The sequence below is a fragment of the Sphingopyxis sp. Geo48 genome (assembly GCF_949769155.1).
GTDB lineage: Bacteria > Pseudomonadota > Alphaproteobacteria > Sphingomonadales > Sphingomonadaceae > Sphingopyxis.
This window is the reverse complement of the sequence record NZ_CATKPA010000002.1, coordinates 863,150-878,038: the sequence shown is the minus strand read 5'-3', so window position 1 is coordinate 878,038 and position 14,889 is coordinate 863,150. Positions and strand designations below refer to the sequence as shown.

Annotated in this window: 16 protein-coding genes; 10 read left to right on the top strand and 6 right to left on the bottom strand. The window is 63.6% G+C overall.

The window, feature by feature from the left end; translation table 11 throughout:
- Positions 1 to 33: 33 nt before the first annotated feature.
- Together QOL79_RS10980 and QOL79_RS10975 are read left to right on the top strand one after the other, a co-directional pair.
- Positions 34 to 1,269, top strand: coding sequence for a glycosyltransferase family 4 protein (locus tag QOL79_RS10980; protein WP_283419606.1), 1,236 nt, complete (start codon positions 34 to 36; stop codon positions 1,267 to 1,269).
- A gap of 514 nt (positions 1,270 to 1,783) precedes the next feature.
- The gene (locus QOL79_RS10975; RefSeq protein WP_283419605.1) at positions 1,784 to 2,539 is read left to right on the top strand and encodes a glycosyltransferase; all 756 of its coding nucleotides are present in this window, start codon (positions 1,784 to 1,786) and stop codon (positions 2,537 to 2,539) included.
- A 101-nt stretch (positions 2,540 to 2,640) separates the two neighbouring features.
- Here QOL79_RS10975 and QOL79_RS10970 read toward each other — a convergent pair whose 3' ends face one another.
- Positions 2,641 to 4,035: an oligosaccharide flippase family protein gene (locus QOL79_RS10970; RefSeq protein ID WP_283419604.1), complete on the bottom strand. Its 1,395-nt coding sequence runs from the start codon at positions 4,033 to 4,035 to the stop codon at positions 2,641 to 2,643.
- 265 nt (positions 4,036 to 4,300) lie between these two features.
- Here QOL79_RS10970 and xrtV point away from each other — a divergent pair, with 265 nt between their 5' ends.
- Positions 4,301 to 5,209 (top strand): exosortase V, encoded by a 909-nt coding sequence (gene xrtV / locus QOL79_RS10965; RefSeq protein ID WP_283419603.1) that lies wholly within the window; start codon positions 4,301 to 4,303, stop codon positions 5,207 to 5,209.
- On the opposite strand, the gene QOL79_RS10960 is transcribed toward xrtV, so the two are convergent.
- Complete coding sequence (locus tag QOL79_RS10960; protein WP_283419602.1) at positions 5,206 to 5,460, bottom strand: XrtV sorting system accessory protein; 255 nt, start codon at positions 5,458 to 5,460, stop codon at positions 5,206 to 5,208. The two genes, xrtV and QOL79_RS10960, sit on opposite strands and share 4 nt — an antisense overlap.
- 98 nt (positions 5,461 to 5,558) lie before the next feature.
- Here QOL79_RS10960 and QOL79_RS10955 point away from each other — a divergent pair, with 98 nt between their 5' ends.
- The 6 genes from QOL79_RS10955 (at position 5,559) to QOL79_RS10930 (ending at position 9,768) form a co-directional block, all read left to right on the top strand.
- Positions 5,559 to 6,431 (top strand): EpsD family peptidyl-prolyl cis-trans isomerase, encoded by an 873-nt coding sequence (locus tag QOL79_RS10955; RefSeq protein WP_204994107.1) that lies wholly within the window; start codon positions 5,559 to 5,561, stop codon positions 6,429 to 6,431.
- Between the two features lie 126 nt (positions 6,432 to 6,557).
- Positions 6,558 to 7,280, top strand: a complete 723-nt coding sequence (locus QOL79_RS10950) for a PEP-CTERM sorting domain-containing protein (RefSeq protein ID WP_204994106.1) — start codon at positions 6,558 to 6,560, stop codon at positions 7,278 to 7,280.
- Positions 7,281 to 7,297: 17 nt separating this feature from the next.
- A complete protein-coding gene (locus tag QOL79_RS10945; protein ID WP_283419601.1) occupies positions 7,298 to 8,167 on the top strand; it encodes a hypothetical protein in 870 nt (289 codons plus the stop codon).
- A 93-nt stretch (positions 8,168 to 8,260) separates the two neighbouring features.
- Positions 8,261 to 8,761, top strand: coding sequence for a retropepsin-like aspartic protease family protein (locus QOL79_RS10940; RefSeq protein WP_283419600.1), 501 nt, complete (start codon positions 8,261 to 8,263; stop codon positions 8,759 to 8,761).
- 94 nt (positions 8,762 to 8,855) lie between these two features.
- Positions 8,856 to 9,410: a methylated-DNA--[protein]-cysteine S-methyltransferase gene (locus QOL79_RS10935; RefSeq protein WP_283419599.1), complete on the top strand. Its 555-nt coding sequence runs from the start codon at positions 8,856 to 8,858 to the stop codon at positions 9,408 to 9,410.
- A 13-nt stretch (positions 9,411 to 9,423) separates the two neighbouring features.
- The gene (locus QOL79_RS10930; protein ID WP_283419598.1) at positions 9,424 to 9,768 is read left to right on the top strand and encodes a UBP-type zinc finger domain-containing protein; all 345 of its coding nucleotides are present in this window, start codon (positions 9,424 to 9,426) and stop codon (positions 9,766 to 9,768) included.
- Between the two features lie 36 nt (positions 9,769 to 9,804).
- On the opposite strand, the gene QOL79_RS10925 is transcribed toward QOL79_RS10930, so the two are convergent.
- The gene (locus tag QOL79_RS10925) at positions 9,805 to 10,503 is read right to left on the bottom strand and encodes a pirin family protein (RefSeq protein WP_283419597.1); all 699 of its coding nucleotides are present in this window, start codon (positions 10,501 to 10,503) and stop codon (positions 9,805 to 9,807) included.
- Positions 10,504 to 10,616: 113 nt separating this feature from the next.
- Here QOL79_RS10925 and QOL79_RS10920 point away from each other — a divergent pair, with 113 nt between their 5' ends.
- Positions 10,617 to 11,546 (top strand): LysR family transcriptional regulator, encoded by a 930-nt coding sequence (locus QOL79_RS10920; RefSeq protein WP_204994103.1) that lies wholly within the window; start codon positions 10,617 to 10,619, stop codon positions 11,544 to 11,546.
- Here the strand turns inward: QOL79_RS10920 and QOL79_RS10915 are convergent.
- Genes QOL79_RS10915 through QOL79_RS10905 form a run of 3 tightly spaced genes read right to left on the bottom strand, consistent with a single transcriptional unit; the run spans position 11,543 to position 14,888 of the window.
- Positions 11,543 to 12,901, bottom strand: a complete 1,359-nt coding sequence (locus tag QOL79_RS10915; protein ID WP_283419686.1) for an alginate export family protein — start codon at positions 12,899 to 12,901, stop codon at positions 11,543 to 11,545. The two genes, QOL79_RS10920 and QOL79_RS10915, sit on opposite strands and share 4 nt — an antisense overlap.
- The gene (locus QOL79_RS10910; protein ID WP_283419596.1) at positions 12,901 to 14,481 is read right to left on the bottom strand and encodes an MFS transporter; all 1,581 of its coding nucleotides are present in this window, start codon (positions 14,479 to 14,481) and stop codon (positions 12,901 to 12,903) included. The genes QOL79_RS10915 and QOL79_RS10910 overlap by 1 nt, the downstream gene beginning before the upstream one ends.
- Complete coding sequence (locus tag QOL79_RS10905) at positions 14,478 to 14,888, bottom strand: DoxX family protein (protein ID WP_283419595.1); 411 nt, start codon at positions 14,886 to 14,888, stop codon at positions 14,478 to 14,480. Before QOL79_RS10905 ends, QOL79_RS10910 begins: the two co-directional genes overlap by 4 nt.
- Position 14,889 lies beyond the last annotated feature (1 nt).

The window sequence follows — 14,889 nt, the reverse complement described above, 5'->3', positions numbered from 1 at the left end:
CGCGTTGTCCCGTGTTTCAGGTCTGGATTTTGGATGGGTTCCGACAACAGTTTCGGAGTGGAGGGTCTCCCCGCCGACGCTCCGGAAAAGTTGCGTCTTCGCCTGGGGCTCGATCCAGATGCTCCGCTTCGCATAAGTTACATCCCGGGGCCGGGCGATCTTGCGGGCACGTATGAATGCTGGCGTCGCCGGGAGCATGATCCGCGCATTCCGATCATCACCTATTCCGCGCAATTCTTTGAATTGGTGAAGCGTCTTGGCATGGATGCGCAAATCTTCGTTCAGACATCCGTTCCGAGGGACCAGATGGACCGGTCCCTCTCTTTTCATCGGATCGCGCGAGGTAGCTGGAATAGCCGCAAGGAATATTTTGCGGCGCAGAATGACTATGGAAACCGGGTGTGTTCTGCAATTGATGGGTTTGCGCCCCATCTGATCCTTGCGGCAACCGACTTTCCGTCGGCGTTCTGGCCGAGGCTCGCGCGGCGCAGCCAGCGCTTGCTGCTGACGGCGCACAATACATTCTGGCCTATGGGGCAACGCTTGGGCGGTGCAAAAGGAGTCTATCGAAAAGCGCAAACTGCATGGCGCGCCCGGTCGATCGACGATGCGATTTGCACATCGGCCGAATGCGCGCGGCAGATTGCGCAAGTGACTTTGGGGCGGGTACAGGGATTGGCACAGATTCCTCAGATGGCGCATCGGCATGCTGTGAAACGCGTCAGCCGAGTTCGTAACCTTTTGTATCTTGGCAGGATCGAGCACGACAAAGGCGTCTTTATGCTGTTGGACGCGTTTGCTGCGTTGAAGTCGGACTTTCCGGATCTCACTTTGGTGTTTGCGGGTGCAGGGAGCGCAACCGCCGAACTCGAAGCGCTGATCGCCAAGCTCGATGACCCGCGCGTTTCCTTCGTGGGCAAGCTGGACGGGACAGCGGTGCATCGGGCAATCGATGCCGCGGATTTACTGGTCTGTCCGACGCGAACGGCTTTCAACGAGGGGCTTGCCGTGGTGGGCTTCGAGGCGGCTGCTCACGGCGTCCCCTCGCTCATGAGTTCGATCGTTCCCGCTATAGCTGCTTTGGGTGACGGATGCGCGATATTCGAGGCGGACAGTCAGGACGCGATGGAAGCGGAGTTGCGCGACTTGATGGTGAACGAAGGGCGTGTTGCGGCAATGTCGGATCAACTGGCAGTCGTTCGCGAGGCGCTCTATGATCGCGACCGATCATGGGGGTCGCAGCTTGCGAGAGTAGTTTTGCGAATTTGACACAGGCGAACCAGCCCTCGACCGTGAAGATCGCCTGGAACTTAAACGGCGTTGCCCGATTTGGCGACCGGGGATGAAAAGGACGCAAGGGATGCCATCGCCGTACCATTCCGCATTTGGCTCAGGCCCAGTCAAGCTGCCTTGGCGTCCGTTCGTCCGGAAAGTGTCATCTGTTCCACTTTTCGCGACGTCAGGCGCGGCGCGGCCTGCCGCACCCTATAAACGCCGATCCTGATATGGTGAAGGCAGTGAGTAGAGCTCCTGTTTATACATCCGGTACCGGCGGGAAGATTTACGTTCTGTCGATGCGGAATCTCGATCGGTCTCCGGCCATGTGCTGCATGGCGGAGTTGGAGAATATATTGCTGCGGGAGCATGACGCCGAGCTGTGTCTCCTGCCGGAAAGCCCCGCCCAAGCAAGGAACGCGACGATCGTCTGTGTCCTGCGGCTTTCTATCAATTGCCGCCTCTGGAGACTCAATTGCGCGCTCTCCGTGAAGCGGGCAATCGCGTCGTGGTTTACCTGTTCGATTGCTGGGATACGCCGCACATACTCTATTCGCGCGGTCAGCAGTTCATCGAACGGCTGCCCGGTCCGGCGCGAGCCATCGCAAGCCGCCTGCGCCCGGCGTTCAGCCTGGAGGATAGCGTCGACCGGCTGTGCCTGCCATTCCGCCCTGTTTATGAGGGCCTCCGACCGGAGCATCGCGCCATTGCGCGACACGTGCCGCTGGCGACAGATACGACGCTGGTGAATGGTCTTAACAGTGATCGTCCGATTGCCGTGCTCGCTTACGGACGGCAGCTGCCAGGTATCACCCGTACTGTCGCCGAAGCGATGAATACCCCGGAAAGCCCTTACATCTTCCACCACACCGATCATCTGTCTATCGGTGCCATCGATGATATGCGGCTACACCGCATGCATTTCTGGAAGTTGGCGCAATCGTCCCTGATCGCGCTCGCTTATGACCCGCATATCACCAGTCCGATGCGGGTGCCGATGTCCATCGTCGGCCAGCGCTGGTTCGAATCGCTCGCGGCAGGCTGCATAGTCGCTGGCTCCCGCCCCTCCACCGAGGAAGCCGACGAATTGCTCGACTGGCCGGAGGCGACCATCGAACTACCGGAGGCCCCAGAAGAGGCGTTGGCCATGCTCCACGCCTTGTGCGCCGAACCGCAGAAGCTAGCGACCATCCGCGAACGCAATGTGGAACATGTCCGCACCCGGCATGACTGGCGCCATCGTTTGTCCACCATATTGGACTAATGCGCGATTCCGGCAAGCTGTTCCAGATAAGGGGGTATTTTTATTGGCACAGATTTGCCTTCAATGCAGCGTATTCTTTGAGGTAAAACGTCCAAATTCCTCTACAAGATATGAACCATAAAATGATATGCCGAATTGAATACGAGCAAAAATGACAAAACCAATATTATCAATATGATATCCATTTTCAAATCGATAATCTTGAATCGAAATGCGACGATCCATGTGATCGCGATATATACAAGATTTGCGCAAGCCATCCCGTATAGCATTCCCATGATTCCGTCGATATGGAAGCCCAGTAGGACCGCCACGATGCGAATTATCGCCAGCGAGGCGATCAACAGGAAGTAGCTTGACGCCCTTCCGATCGCCAGAATTGCACTATTGTAGCCGGAGGCGACCGCTGCAATCGCGTTGCCTGCGCACAGCGCCACGAGATAGTCTGCCGCTGCATGGTATCTTGGATCATAAAGCAGGCGGATCGCGGGATGCGCGACCACGATTGCGCCAGCAAAAAGTGTCAGCGAAACGGCAAGTGTCCGGATCCGCAGTGCGTGCAGCACCGCGGACGTGCGATCGGGCGCGGCGCGATAGGTTTCGGCAATGGCGGGCAGTCCGATCGATGCGGCGAGTTTCGTCGCAAGTTCGTTCGGAATGGCCGCGATCGTATAGGCTATAGAAAGGACGCCAAATTCCGCAGGAGAAATCAGGCCTCCCTGAATGGCCTTGAGTCCTTCCCCGCCCAAATAGGTGGCGAGGGTCGACAGCAATATCCACCGCCCGAAATGAAAAAGCGATTTTGCCGATGCGGGGTGCAGCATGAACCGATGTCGGTGCTTCGGAAGCAGCAGATGGCCCAGGACAACTGAGGCAAGCGTGCTGATGACGCCCGAGAAAGCCAGCGACCAGACCGATCTGTATAAATATGATAAAGTAATCAGCAGGGTGATGGAAATAATCTGGGATATGACCTGAATGACCGTGACCCTGCGAAAATCCAGCCGTCTTTCGGCCGTGGCAAGGGAAATGGACTGGAATCCCGATATGGCTGCAGTGGTGCTGAGCAGGGCAAGCAGCGGAAATAGAATGGGCTGCTCGTAAATCAGCGATATGGGGTAAGCGATCGCTGCTCCCACAGCGCACAAGCCAAGGCCTCGAACAGCCTGAACCGTCCATGCCGTGTTCAGAAAATCCGGGTCGTCGCCCCGCGGATCCCTGATAACCGCCGGATAAATTCCCACGTCCGAGAACATCGCGAGCCCGACCATGAAGACCGACGCCAGCGCCATCAGGCCGAACGCTTCGGGAAACAGCAGGCGTGTCAGGATCAGATTTGACCCGAACTGCAGAATCTTCTGCACCATGAACCCCGCACCGATCCACGCGCCCGAATTCATCGCCCGGCCGCGGAGTGAGGTGGTGTCGCCTTGACCAAGGAAGATCGACTTCAGCGAAGTCAGCTGGTGCTTTAGGTCCACAATCGGCTGGCCCAATCCGGTTTGACTGCGTGAAATGTCGTCACCCGCGACGCGGTAGCATTCGCGCGCATCTTGTCGAGCAAAAAGCTCCCTTTACGGGAAGGCAAATCGCACAGCTTTCGCCCCATTCTGAACCGCTTCAGCACGGTTCGCGCTGAATCGGCGTCCCGCGCCGCATGCCCATCATCATCCGGCTTGCGAAAGGATCGGATGTTTTGCTAGTCGCGTGCATCAGGGAGAGATCGGTGACCGCCATCGTGGCGGAAGGCCTGCTTGCCCGATGCAAAGGCGAAAGTCGACATTGCACGCTTCGGGTAACCCTGTGGTAAAACAATCCGCGCTCGCATGGGCGGGGCGTTACTGGCCGGCCCTTCTGGGACTGGCCCTGGTGTCGTTTCCGACATGGCGGTTCATCGCCACGCAAAGCTGGTCGACCGAGCAGGGCTCGCACGGCCCGCTGGTTCTGGCATCGGGGATATGGCTGTTTGTCAGGATGCTGCCGGAAACGCGTCCGGTGCAGCACAAACCCGCCGCGTGGAAGGCATTCGGCGCCATATTCGTGACCGCGCTCTCGCTCGTGCTGTTCCGGATCGCGGCGGTCATCGAGCTGGAGGTCTATGCGCTCTATGCGCTCGTCGTGGCCTTGCTCTATGCATTTGTCGGCGCCGCGGCGTTGCAGCGGCTGTGGTTTCCGCTGCTGTACCTGGTGTTCGCGGTGCCGCTTCCCGACAGCCTCGTTGCCGCGCTGACCAATCCGCTGAAGATATGGATCAGCGAGAGCGCGGTCTCGCTGCTGTATTCCCTCGGCTATCCGATCGCCAGTGCGGGCGTCACGATCCAGATTGGGCAATATCAGCTGCTGGTCGCGGCCGCCTGTGCGGGGCTGAATTCGCTCATCACGCTGTCGGCCCTGACGCTCTTCTACGTCTATATGAGCCACCGGGCGAACTGGCGCTACATGGCGGTGCTGGTCGCGGCGGCGATCCCGGTCGCGGTCTTTTCGAACCTGATGCGCGTGTTGCTGCTCATCCTCATCACCTATTATTGGGGGGAAGCCGCGGCGCAGGGGTTCCTGCACAATTTCGCGGGGCTCACGACCTTCGCGATCTCGCTCGTGACGATCTATGTGCTCGACAAGCTGCTGCAGCGGGTCTGGCGCTTCGCGGCCGGGAAACCCGCCGGCGGTTAGTTCGCGTTGCTGTCGAACGGCGCGAAGGGTTTGAGGATGTAGTGGATATAGGCGAGGATGCCGACGATCAGCACGACCGACCCGACCATATATCCCTCATTGCCCAGATAGTTGGCGATCGCGCATCCGATGGCCGGCGGGGCGTAATGATAGATTTTGTCGCGCGGCTCCTCTTCGGAGGAGCGCTGGAGAAAGAGTACCGCCAGGCCGACGAATATGGCAACCGTGATCCAATCGTAGACAGTTTCCAATTCGGTTTCCCCATTGTATTGCGGTCGCTTAAATCGCTATGCAGCCAGCAGCTTAGGCATCTTGCCTGTTGCACTGCTCGAAACTTTTGGGGGCGTAAGTGAAAACCGCTATAACTGCAAGGCTCGCCTATATTTGCGCCGCCGCCATCGTCCTCCACGGATGCGACAAGGAACCGACGGGGCAGGTGGTCGCCGTCGTCAATGGCGAGGAGATCACGCAGCAGGAGCTCAACGCCGAAATCGCGGAACTTCCGAACCCCCCGGCGGGCGACAAGAAGGCGGTGCAGCGGCAGATGCTGCAGCAGATCATCAACCGCCGGCTGATGGCGCAGGTCGCCAAGGAAGACGGGCTCGACCGCGATCCCCTGTACATCATTCGCGAACGCCGCCTGAAGGAAGAGCTGCTCGTCAGCATGTACGGCAAGAAGACCGCCGACACCGTCCGGGTGCCGGAAGCGGCCGCGGTAAAGAAATTCATCGCCGACAATCCCGGCCGGTTCGGCCAGCGCACCGCCTATATGGTCGACCAGATCAGCTTCGATATGCCGAGCGACCAGAAGATCCTGAAGGACCTGCAGGCAGCGCGGTCGCTCGCGGACGTCGAGGCGACGCTGAAGCAAAAGGCGATCACCTACCAAAAGGGCAAGAACAGCATCGATTCGGGCGTCGTTCCGGCGGCAGTGATGAAGCAGATCCTGGCGCTTCCGGACGGGGAGCCTTTCATTATCCCGACACAGGGCAAGGTCATCGTGAGCGTCATCGTCGGCCAGCAACCCGTTCCGGTCAGCGAGCAGGATGCGGGGCCGATGGCGGCGCAGGTCATGCGCGCCGAGAATCTGGGGGCGGTCCTCAAGAAGCGCGTCGACGAGGCGCGGGCCAAGGCGAACATCACCTATCAGGCGGGGCTCGAGCCGCCCGCGGCCAAGGCGCCTGCCAAGGCGCCGGCAAAGGCGGCCACTCCAGGATCGTAGCATTCGCGGGTGCCGTCCCGGCGCGGCGCAGTGGAACTGTGCCATGTCGAGACAGCTAATTTGTTGAAAAGCATCCGCTATGCTACCAATAGGTGACACGAATCGTATTGTGGGGGTTGCCGAAGCATGGAAGCAAGTGAGGGTAGCAAGCCGTCACGGTACAGGACGACGCGCATCGCGCTGATCCTGGGTGTCCTGCTGATCGGTTTTACGCGTCTTGAAGACCGTGCGATCCTTGGAATTCCGGGGCAGGGTGCCAGCGCGATGGCGGCGATGGCCATTCCACCCTCGGAAGAGGTGGATGACGGCAGCTACGCCGATGAACCCGATGCGGCGGTGCCGATCGCGAAGGCCACGCGCCTGCCGCGCAACAGGGTGCGCCGTGCCCTGCGCGATCGCGACTTCGCCACCATTGCGCGCCGCGACGGTCCGGTCATCGCGGCGCCGTCCGACGGCGCGGCGGCGGTCCCGGACCCGACCGGTACGGCTGCCACCGAGGCGTTTGCCGCTGCCCCCGCTGCCGGGCCTCCGGTGCTTGCACTGGCGGCGCCGGCGCTCGGTCCCATCGCGAACAATGTGTTTTCGGCGAGCACACCGCCCCCGGGTACGACGAGCAGTTCGTCGGGGGGCAGCAGCGGCGGGGGAACGAGCAGCGGCGGGACGACGACCAGCAGCGGCGGGACGACCAGCAGTAGTGGTGGTACGACCAGCAGCGGCGGCGATCCGAACCAGCCGCCGGCGGTTCCCGAACCGGCGACCTGGCTATCGCTCATCCTCGGCCTGTTCGGGGTCGGAATGACGATGCGCCTTCGTCGCCGCGCTGGTTTCCAGCCAGCCGCAAACGCCTGAGGCTTCGCGCTCCGTTCATGTCGACGCGCTCCACGCCCCTTCGCAAACTGGCTATTCGCGTATGGATCGCGCTGTGCGGTCTCTATTTCCTGTGGGAAGGAGCCACATATCGCGGCTGCTTTGCGCGGCTTGCCGAATGGCAGATCGGTCATTTCGGCGCTTATGCGCCGTTGCTTACCTTCTTGTTCCTGTTCCTTCTGGCCGTCTTCCCGGCGTGGCTCATCCTGCGCATTCTCCGCAAACGCGACCCGGAGCCGGAGGTGGAGCCGCCGCTCGAGGTCCAGATCAAGCGGGCCAAGACGCTCCGCGTGATATTCTACAGCTTTGCGGTTGTAGCCCTCGGCGTCATTCTCGGCTTTATCGCCTATATCCTGTTCGCCCTGCCGGGCACCGACGGCCGGCGGCAGACGATTGCCGCGAGCGACGCGGGTTCGGTGGCGATCATCGAAGGTCCGGCGAGGTTGGTCGGCGGTGAACTCGGCACCATCGTCTTCTTCGGACAGGATTGGTATATCGCCGACGACCGGATGGCCTTTTCGCCGTACCGGCCCGCCGGAAAAGGCGCCGCGACCTTCTTCGTGCAGCTTGAAGCAAAGAGCAGGAAGCGGCTTGCCGAGACGACCCAACGCCCGTCCTGGTCGGGAATCCTGGTCGAAGGTGGATTGCCCGGCCCGATCCGCGTCCTGTTCAACGCACTCGGCGTGGGTATCGGCAATCCCTATTACACCCTCTATCGCGACGAATATTCGCTCAAGGTGCGATATTGGCTGCAGGTGATCCAGTGGACGATCCTGTCGGTATTCCTCCTGCTGTTCGGCGTACTGCAGTCGCGGCGCGTGAAACACCTCGAAGAGGAAGCCAAAGAGGCCAAAGAAGCGGTCGGCTGACCGGGTCGGTCGCACCGGAGGCAAATTCCGGTTAACGCACCGTTAGCCACATGGGGAAACCGAAGGTCAAATTGCCGCGCCTAAAGCGGCCGAATGCGGGCCTCTGCCATCTTTCTTGCCGGAGCATTGACGTCGATGGTTACGTCGCCGCTGGTCGTGTCCGAACCGGGACAGGGACCTGCGACCGCATTTTCGGCTGGAGGCGCGGCGGGCGCTCCGGCCGAAGGCGGAACGCGGTCGGGCGCAATGCGGTCGGACAACGGCCTATTCTATATCGATGGAAAGCTGGCGGCGGGGTCAATCCGGTTTCTTGTCGATACCGGCGCAAGCCATGTCGTCCTGAGCCACGCCGATGCCCGCAAGCTCGGCGGCTATGTCGTCACGGGCGATACGCAGGCGGTGCTGACTGCGGCGGGGCCCGTGGCGGTCGACTGGATCGTCATCCGCGAGATCGAATTCGACGGCCACCCGATCCGCAATCTGAAGGCGGCCGTCCCGCGGCGCGATGTCGGCGTATCGCTGCTGGGGCAAAATGCCCTCGCGCAGTTCGACAGCATCCACATCGACGGTGACAGACTGACGCTGGCGCGCTGAACCCCCGCCCATCAAAAGGGTGACGAAAGCGGCCGGAAACTGTGGCGCGAAACCCGCGCTCCCTATATTCAGGCTCCCTGAATGGGAGCCGCACATGTCGAGGCAGAGCCACTATCAGCTTTTCGAGACTGCGGCCGGTGTCGCTGCGATCGGGTGGAACGCCTCCGGCATCAACAGCCTGCGCCTGCCCGCGCCGGACGCGCAAGACAGCGAACGAGCGATTGCGCGGCACCTGCCTGACGCCGTGCGTGCCGACCCATCGCCGGAGGTATACGTGGTTATGGACGGCATCCGTCGCTATTTCGCGGGTCAGCGCGTCGATTTTTCCGACGTTCCCGTCGATCTCGGCCCGCAGGAGCTTTTCTTTACAAGGGTTTATGACGTCGTGCGCCAGCTCGGCTGGGGTGAGACGACAACCTATGGCGCGGTTGCGCGGATGCTGGGAGTCGGTCCCGAATATGCGCGGAGCGTCGGCCAGGCGATGGCGCGCAATCCGGTACCGCTGATCGTTCCCTGTCATCGGGTCATGGCGGCGGGCGGAAAGATCGGGGGCTTTTCGGCCCCGGGCGGTGCGATCTCGAAGGCCCGAATGCTCGCGCTGGAGGGTGTGGCGCAGCCCGAACCGGCGCAGCAAGGCTTCGATTTCTGATGGAGAATGCGGCGTGAGCAGCGACATCGATCCATCGGTTCCGCCGTCGGGAACCGGCTGCGCCGAATGTCTGGAGCATGGCGGCTGGTGGTTCCACCTGCGCCGCTGCGCCACCTGCGGCCATATCGGCTGCTGCGATTCCTCGCCTGCGCAGCACGCGTCCGCGCACTTCGAAGCGACGGGTCACCCCTTTATCCAGTCGTTCGAACCGGGCGAGGACTGGTTCTGGGATTACCGGCAGGGCGTGCCGCTCGCCGGGCCGCAGCTTGCCCCGCCGACGAGTCACCCGGCCGCGCAGCCGGTACCCGGTCCGCGAGGCGCGGTGCCGGCGGACTGGATCAGCCGGCTCCGTCAATAGGCGGCGCGGCGACGAGGTGCCGCGCCGCCCCGGGGATCAGGCCGCGTCGACGAGGACGATTTCGCTGTCCTCGATCGCGGTGACGCGCAGCACGTCGATGCCGCTGATCGCGGCGCCATCGCGGGCGTTGACGCGGAGGTCGTCGATCTGCACCGCGCCCTTGGCGGGGACGAGATAGGCCTTGCGGTCCTTGCCTAGCGGATATTCCGCCGTCTCGCCCGCGCGGAGCGTCGCGCCCACGACGCGCGCGTCGGTGCGGATCGGCAGCGCGTCATTGTCGTTTTCATAGCCCGAGGCGAGCGTCACGAACTTGCCCGAGCGTTCGCCCTTGGGAAAGGGCTTGGCACCCCATTGCGGCGGTTCGCCGTCGCGGGTCGGGATAATCCAGATCTGGAAAATCTTCGTGGTCACGTCCTCGAGATTATATTCCGAATGGCGAATGCCGGTGCCGGCGCTCATTACCTGGACGTCGCCCGCTTCGGTGCGGCCCTTGTTGCCAAGGCTGTCCTGGTGCGTGATCGCGCCCTCGCGGACATAGGTGATGATTTCCATATCGCGGTGCGGATGCGGCGGGAAGCCGGTCTGCGGCGCGATGGTGTCGTCGTTCCAGACGCGCAGATTGCCCCAGCTCGTCCGCGCGGGATCGTGATAGCCGGCGAAGGAAAAATGATGATGCGCGTCGAGCCAGCCGTGGTTGGCGGCACCGAGGCTGTCGAAAGGCCGAAGTTCGATCATGATGTGTCTCCGAGGTGCAGGCCGGAAAGGCCGCCGTTGCAGGCGATTTAGGGATTGCGATCCTGCGGTTTGAGTGGGATAAATTTCATCGAAACGTTCGAGGAAATAGAAAAGTGAGCAACCCCGGCACGCCGACGCTCGACCAGCTTCGCATCTTCCTCGCGATCGTCGACACCGGCAGTTTCGCCGCAGCGGGGCGGCGGCTCAATCGTGCGGTTTCGGTGATCAGCTATGGCATCGCCAACCTCGAGGCGCAGCTCGGCCTGATCCTCTTCGAGCGCGAGGGGACGCGCAAGCCGCAGCTCACCGTCGCCGGGCGCGCTCTGCTCGCCGAGGCACGCGCGATCTCGCTCGGGATCGACGGGCTGCGCGCCAAGGTGAAGGGGATGCTCGACGGGCTGGAGGCCGAGGTCGATCTGGCGGTCGACGTGATGCTGCCCGCCGAGCGGCTCGGCAAGGTGCTGCGCGCTTTCGCGGTCGAGTTTCCGACCGTCCAGCTTCGCCTGCACGTCGAGGCGCTGGGGGCGATCACCGCAATGATCCTCGACCGCCGTGCGATCGTCGGCATTTCGGGACCGCTCGCGGCGGGGGTCGACGGTGTCGAATGCATCGCGGCGGGCTCGATCCCGATGGTCCCGGTCGCCGCGCCCGACCATCCGCTCGGCCGGATGGAGCGTATCCCGCCCGGTGCGGGGCGCGATTACACGCAGCTCGTGCTCACCGACCGGTCGCGCTCTACCGAAGGACGCGACTATTCGGTGATGAGTCCCAAGACGTGGCGGCTTGCCGATCTGGGCGCCAAGCACGCGCTGCTGCGCGAGGGCGTCGGTTGGGGCAATATGCCGCTCCCGATGATCGAGGCCGATCTGGTCGCGGGCACGCTGATCCGGCTTGCGATGCCCGATCATCCGGGCGGCACCTATCGCTTCGCGGGGGTGTGGCGGCGCGATACGCCGCCGGGACCCGCCGCGTCGTGGCTGCTCGAGCAGTTCGTCGAGCTTGGCCGCGACGATGCCGAACTAGCCGGGATGATCGACCTTTAAAGCTTGAGCATCGCTTCGGCGCCGACCATGCGGATCGTGCGCGCAGGGCCGGTGTCGCGGAGGAAGGCGCCAGCGCGGAAGGCCGAGAGGGAGGCCGAAAAGGACAGGGTTTCGCTCGCCTGCCAGCCGACCGAAATCTCGGCCTGATCGCCGATATGGCGCGCTCGGCTGCCCCCGGCGGGTCGGAGGAGGCCGCCGGGAATGTCATAAATGCCGTCACCGCGGCTTTCGCGCCAGAACCGTACCGCGACGAGCTCGAGTGTAACGCCCTTGCCCAGATCGAAATCGACGCTGGGATGGAGGTTTACGATGTTGCGCGGCCCGATCGGCGAGAGTTCGCCGAAATATTTGCCCTTGGGAAAGAGTGCGTTGAAGGTGCCGAGCTTGCCGTCGGCGGGATGGCGGTCGCCGCTCGCGATATTGGCGCGCAGGCGAAGCCGCGGCGCCAGCGGTGCCTGCGGGAAGCTCAATGCGGTTTCGGTCGCGAGCGACCAGGCGCGGATGCGGTCACCGTCGAAATGGCCGCGTTGAAGCATCGCCTCCCAGTTCCAGCCGAGGGCGCCGCGCTTGCCGAAGAAGCGCAGGCCGAACGTATCGCGCGTTTCGCGTCCGCTGCGGCTGGTGAAGCGCGCGCCGTCATCCGCATAGCCGAGCCAATAGGCGTCGACGCCGATGCCCCTGGCTGGCGCAAGCGTCGTATAGATGCCGTCAAGGCGGCGCGTCTTGGATGTCTTGTCGTCGAAATCGCCACCGCCAATCGCGACGGGGCGCAGGTGGAAGGCGTCGACGCGAAAAGCGCCATGCTCCGCGATTGCGCGGACGCCGTCGAAGGCCTGTGGGATGTTGGGGCCATAGCGGATGCCGACAAGCCGCTCCGATCCCAGCGCCATCAGTTCGCGCCCGCCGCGCAGCGTGAGGCTGCTATCCGTCCCGAGCGTCAACCGAAGGTCGCCGAACCCTTGCAGCAGGTCGATCCCCGTTTCGTCGGCGGGGCCCTTGCCCGCGCCGACGCCGCGCGCATGGCCCGCGATGCCCTGCACGAAGACGCGTGCCGGACCGGCGTGCAAATCGGCGTGCGGCATGACGCGGAGCCAGAGATACCCGTCGTCGGAGGCAGGCGGGCTGCCCCACAGATTATTGTCGAAGCCCTCGAACCGCGCCCGCGCTTCGCCGCCGAGGGTCAGATAGGCATCGCCCGTATCGCCCAGCGGCACATATTTGGCCTGCCGCCAGCCCTCGCGCGGCGCATCGCGCAACACCGACCAATCCTCGTCATAGCGCAAATTGGTCTGCTCGACCGATTGGGCAAAGGCGGTCGCGGGCGCGAGCGCGGCGAGGAGCAGGAGAAGGCGCATCAACGGGTTACGAAATGGCGCACCACGGGCGGGCCATCGCCGATCAGATAAGCGGCGAGCGCCTCCTGCTGCACGCGGTCGGCATTGGTGACGCGGTCGTGCTGGCGCAGATGCTCGAGCCAGCTTTCGACGGTAAAGGTTTCGATGACCATGCCGGGTGCCGCCGTATCCTCATAGACGCCCCAGTGGATCGCACCGTCGCGGCGACGGATGCGGCGCATGTCCTGAATCGCGGCGAAGAAGTCGGGCAGCCTCGCCGGATCGACGCGATATTCGATCGTCACGAGCACCGGGCCGCTGTCATGTTCGACCGTGCCATCGACGAGCGGCGCGGGCCAATGCGACGACGGGGCAAGGTCGAGCGTGCTCGCGCGGTCGAGCGGGAAGCGCGAGGCGAGGATCAGGCTGGCGGCGATGAGCAGACCGGCCGCGACGAGCAGCGTTGACGGCACGCCGATTGCCGAGGCGACCGAGCCCCATAAGGTCGCGCCCGCCGCCATAGATCCCTGGAAAACGAGGAGATAGATCGCGAGCGCGCGCGCCTTGACCCATCCGGGCGAGCTTGCCTGCGCGCCGCCGTTCAGCGACGCCATCATCGCGATCCACGCGAGGCCCGCAACGAAGAGTGCCGCCGCCGCTGTCGCGAACGCGACGGCTTGCGAAAGGCCGGCCATGGCGATTGCGAGCAGGATCGAAGCGGCGAGGGTGATCGCATTCGCGCCCATCCTGCTGCGCAGCTTCGGCATCACCAGTGCGCCCGTGATCGCGCCAAGCCCCATGAAGGTGAGCAGGCCGCCATAGCCGAGCGGGCCCAGCTCGAGGTCGCGCCGCGCGATGATCGGGAGCAGCGCCCAGAGCCCGCTTGCAAAGAGGAAGAAGCCGACCGACCGGATCAGCACCACCTGAAGTTCCGGCGCACGCAGCGCATAGCGGAGCCCGGCGCGCATTGCGCCGACCATATGCTCGGCGGGGAGGTGGCGATCGGGCGCGACGCGCCGCCAGCGGGCGAGGACCGTCAATATGCCGAGGATCGAGAGCGCATTGGCTGCGAACACCGCGCCGGGTCCCGAGGCAGCGATGATCAGCCCACCGAGCGCGGGGCCGATCGCGCGCGCGATATTGACCCCGAGCGAATTGAGCGCGACTGCCTGTTGCAGCGCCGGCCTCGGGACGAGTTCGGGGACGATCGCCTGGAAGGCGGGCGCCGAAAAGGCGGCACCCATCGCGATGGCTGCCGTGAAAACGAGCAGGATCCACGCGGTCGTGAAGCCGGCGAGCGTGATCGCCGCGAGCGTCATCGCGGCGACAAGGCCGAAGAGCTGGGCGCCGATCAGCAGCTTTCGCCGGTCGACGATGTCGGCGAGCGCACCGGCGGGGAGCGCGAGGACGAACATCGGAAAGGTCGTCGCGGCCTGCACCAGCGCGACCATCAGAGGATCTGGCGACAACGAGGTCATCAGCCAGCCCGCGCCGACGTCGTGCATCCAGGTGCCGATGTTCGAGACGACGGTTGCGATCCACAGCGCGCGGAAAACGGGATTCGCCAGCGGGCGCTGGTCGGGCTGGGCGGGCTCGGTCATGCCTTTCGGTCGCGCAGGATCGCGGCCAGCATCAGTCCGCCGATCAGCCCGATATGCTCAAGGAAGGTGTTGCGCTCGTGAAAGCGCGTCATCGGATCGGCGACCTGCCAGAAGGGATGCGCGATCAGCGTCGCGATCGCGGTGAACACCCCGAGCGCGCCCGCGCCGAGCCAGGCCTGGCGACCGAGGATGATCAGCAGCGAACCGCCGATCTGGACGAGGATCGTCGCGGCGACGGTCAGCATCGCGGGCTCGAGCCCGAAATGCCGGGCCTCGCCGAGCGCGCCGGGCAGGTCGGTGAGCTTGGCGATGCCGCTCGTCCAATAGGGGAGCGTCAGCAGCGTTGCAGCGAGGACCGCGAAGCGATTGTCGTCGAGCAGGCGGGCGATCGGGGCTGGAGTATTCATG

Coding starts and splice junctions, on each gene's coding strand:
- QOL79_RS10925 (WP_283419597.1), bottom strand. CDS start 10,503: ATGATCGAACTTCGGCCTTTCGACAGCCTCGGTGCCGCCAACCACGGC.
- QOL79_RS10980 (WP_283419606.1), top strand. CDS start 34: ATGGGTTCCGACAACAGTTTCGGAGTGGAGGGTCTCCCCGCCGACGCT.
- QOL79_RS10940 (WP_283419600.1), top strand. CDS start 8,261: ATGCGGGCCTCTGCCATCTTTCTTGCCGGAGCATTGACGTCGATGGTT.
- QOL79_RS10935 (WP_283419599.1), top strand. CDS start 8,856: ATGTCGAGGCAGAGCCACTATCAGCTTTTCGAGACTGCGGCCGGTGTC.
- QOL79_RS10945 (WP_283419601.1), top strand. CDS start 7,298: ATGTCGACGCGCTCCACGCCCCTTCGCAAACTGGCTATTCGCGTATGG.
- xrtV (WP_283419603.1), top strand. CDS start 4,301: ATGCAAAGGCGAAAGTCGACATTGCACGCTTCGGGTAACCCTGTGGTA.
- QOL79_RS10950 (WP_204994106.1), top strand. CDS start 6,558: ATGGAAGCAAGTGAGGGTAGCAAGCCGTCACGGTACAGGACGACGCGC.
- QOL79_RS10910 (WP_283419596.1), bottom strand. CDS start 14,481: ATGACCGAGCCCGCCCAGCCCGACCAGCGCCCGCTGGCGAATCCCGTT.
- QOL79_RS10905 (WP_283419595.1), bottom strand. CDS start 14,888: ATGAATACTCCAGCCCCGATCGCCCGCCTGCTCGACGACAATCGCTTC.
- QOL79_RS10915 (WP_283419686.1), bottom strand. CDS start 12,901: ATGCGCCTTCTCCTGCTCCTCGCCGCGCTCGCGCCCGCGACCGCCTTT.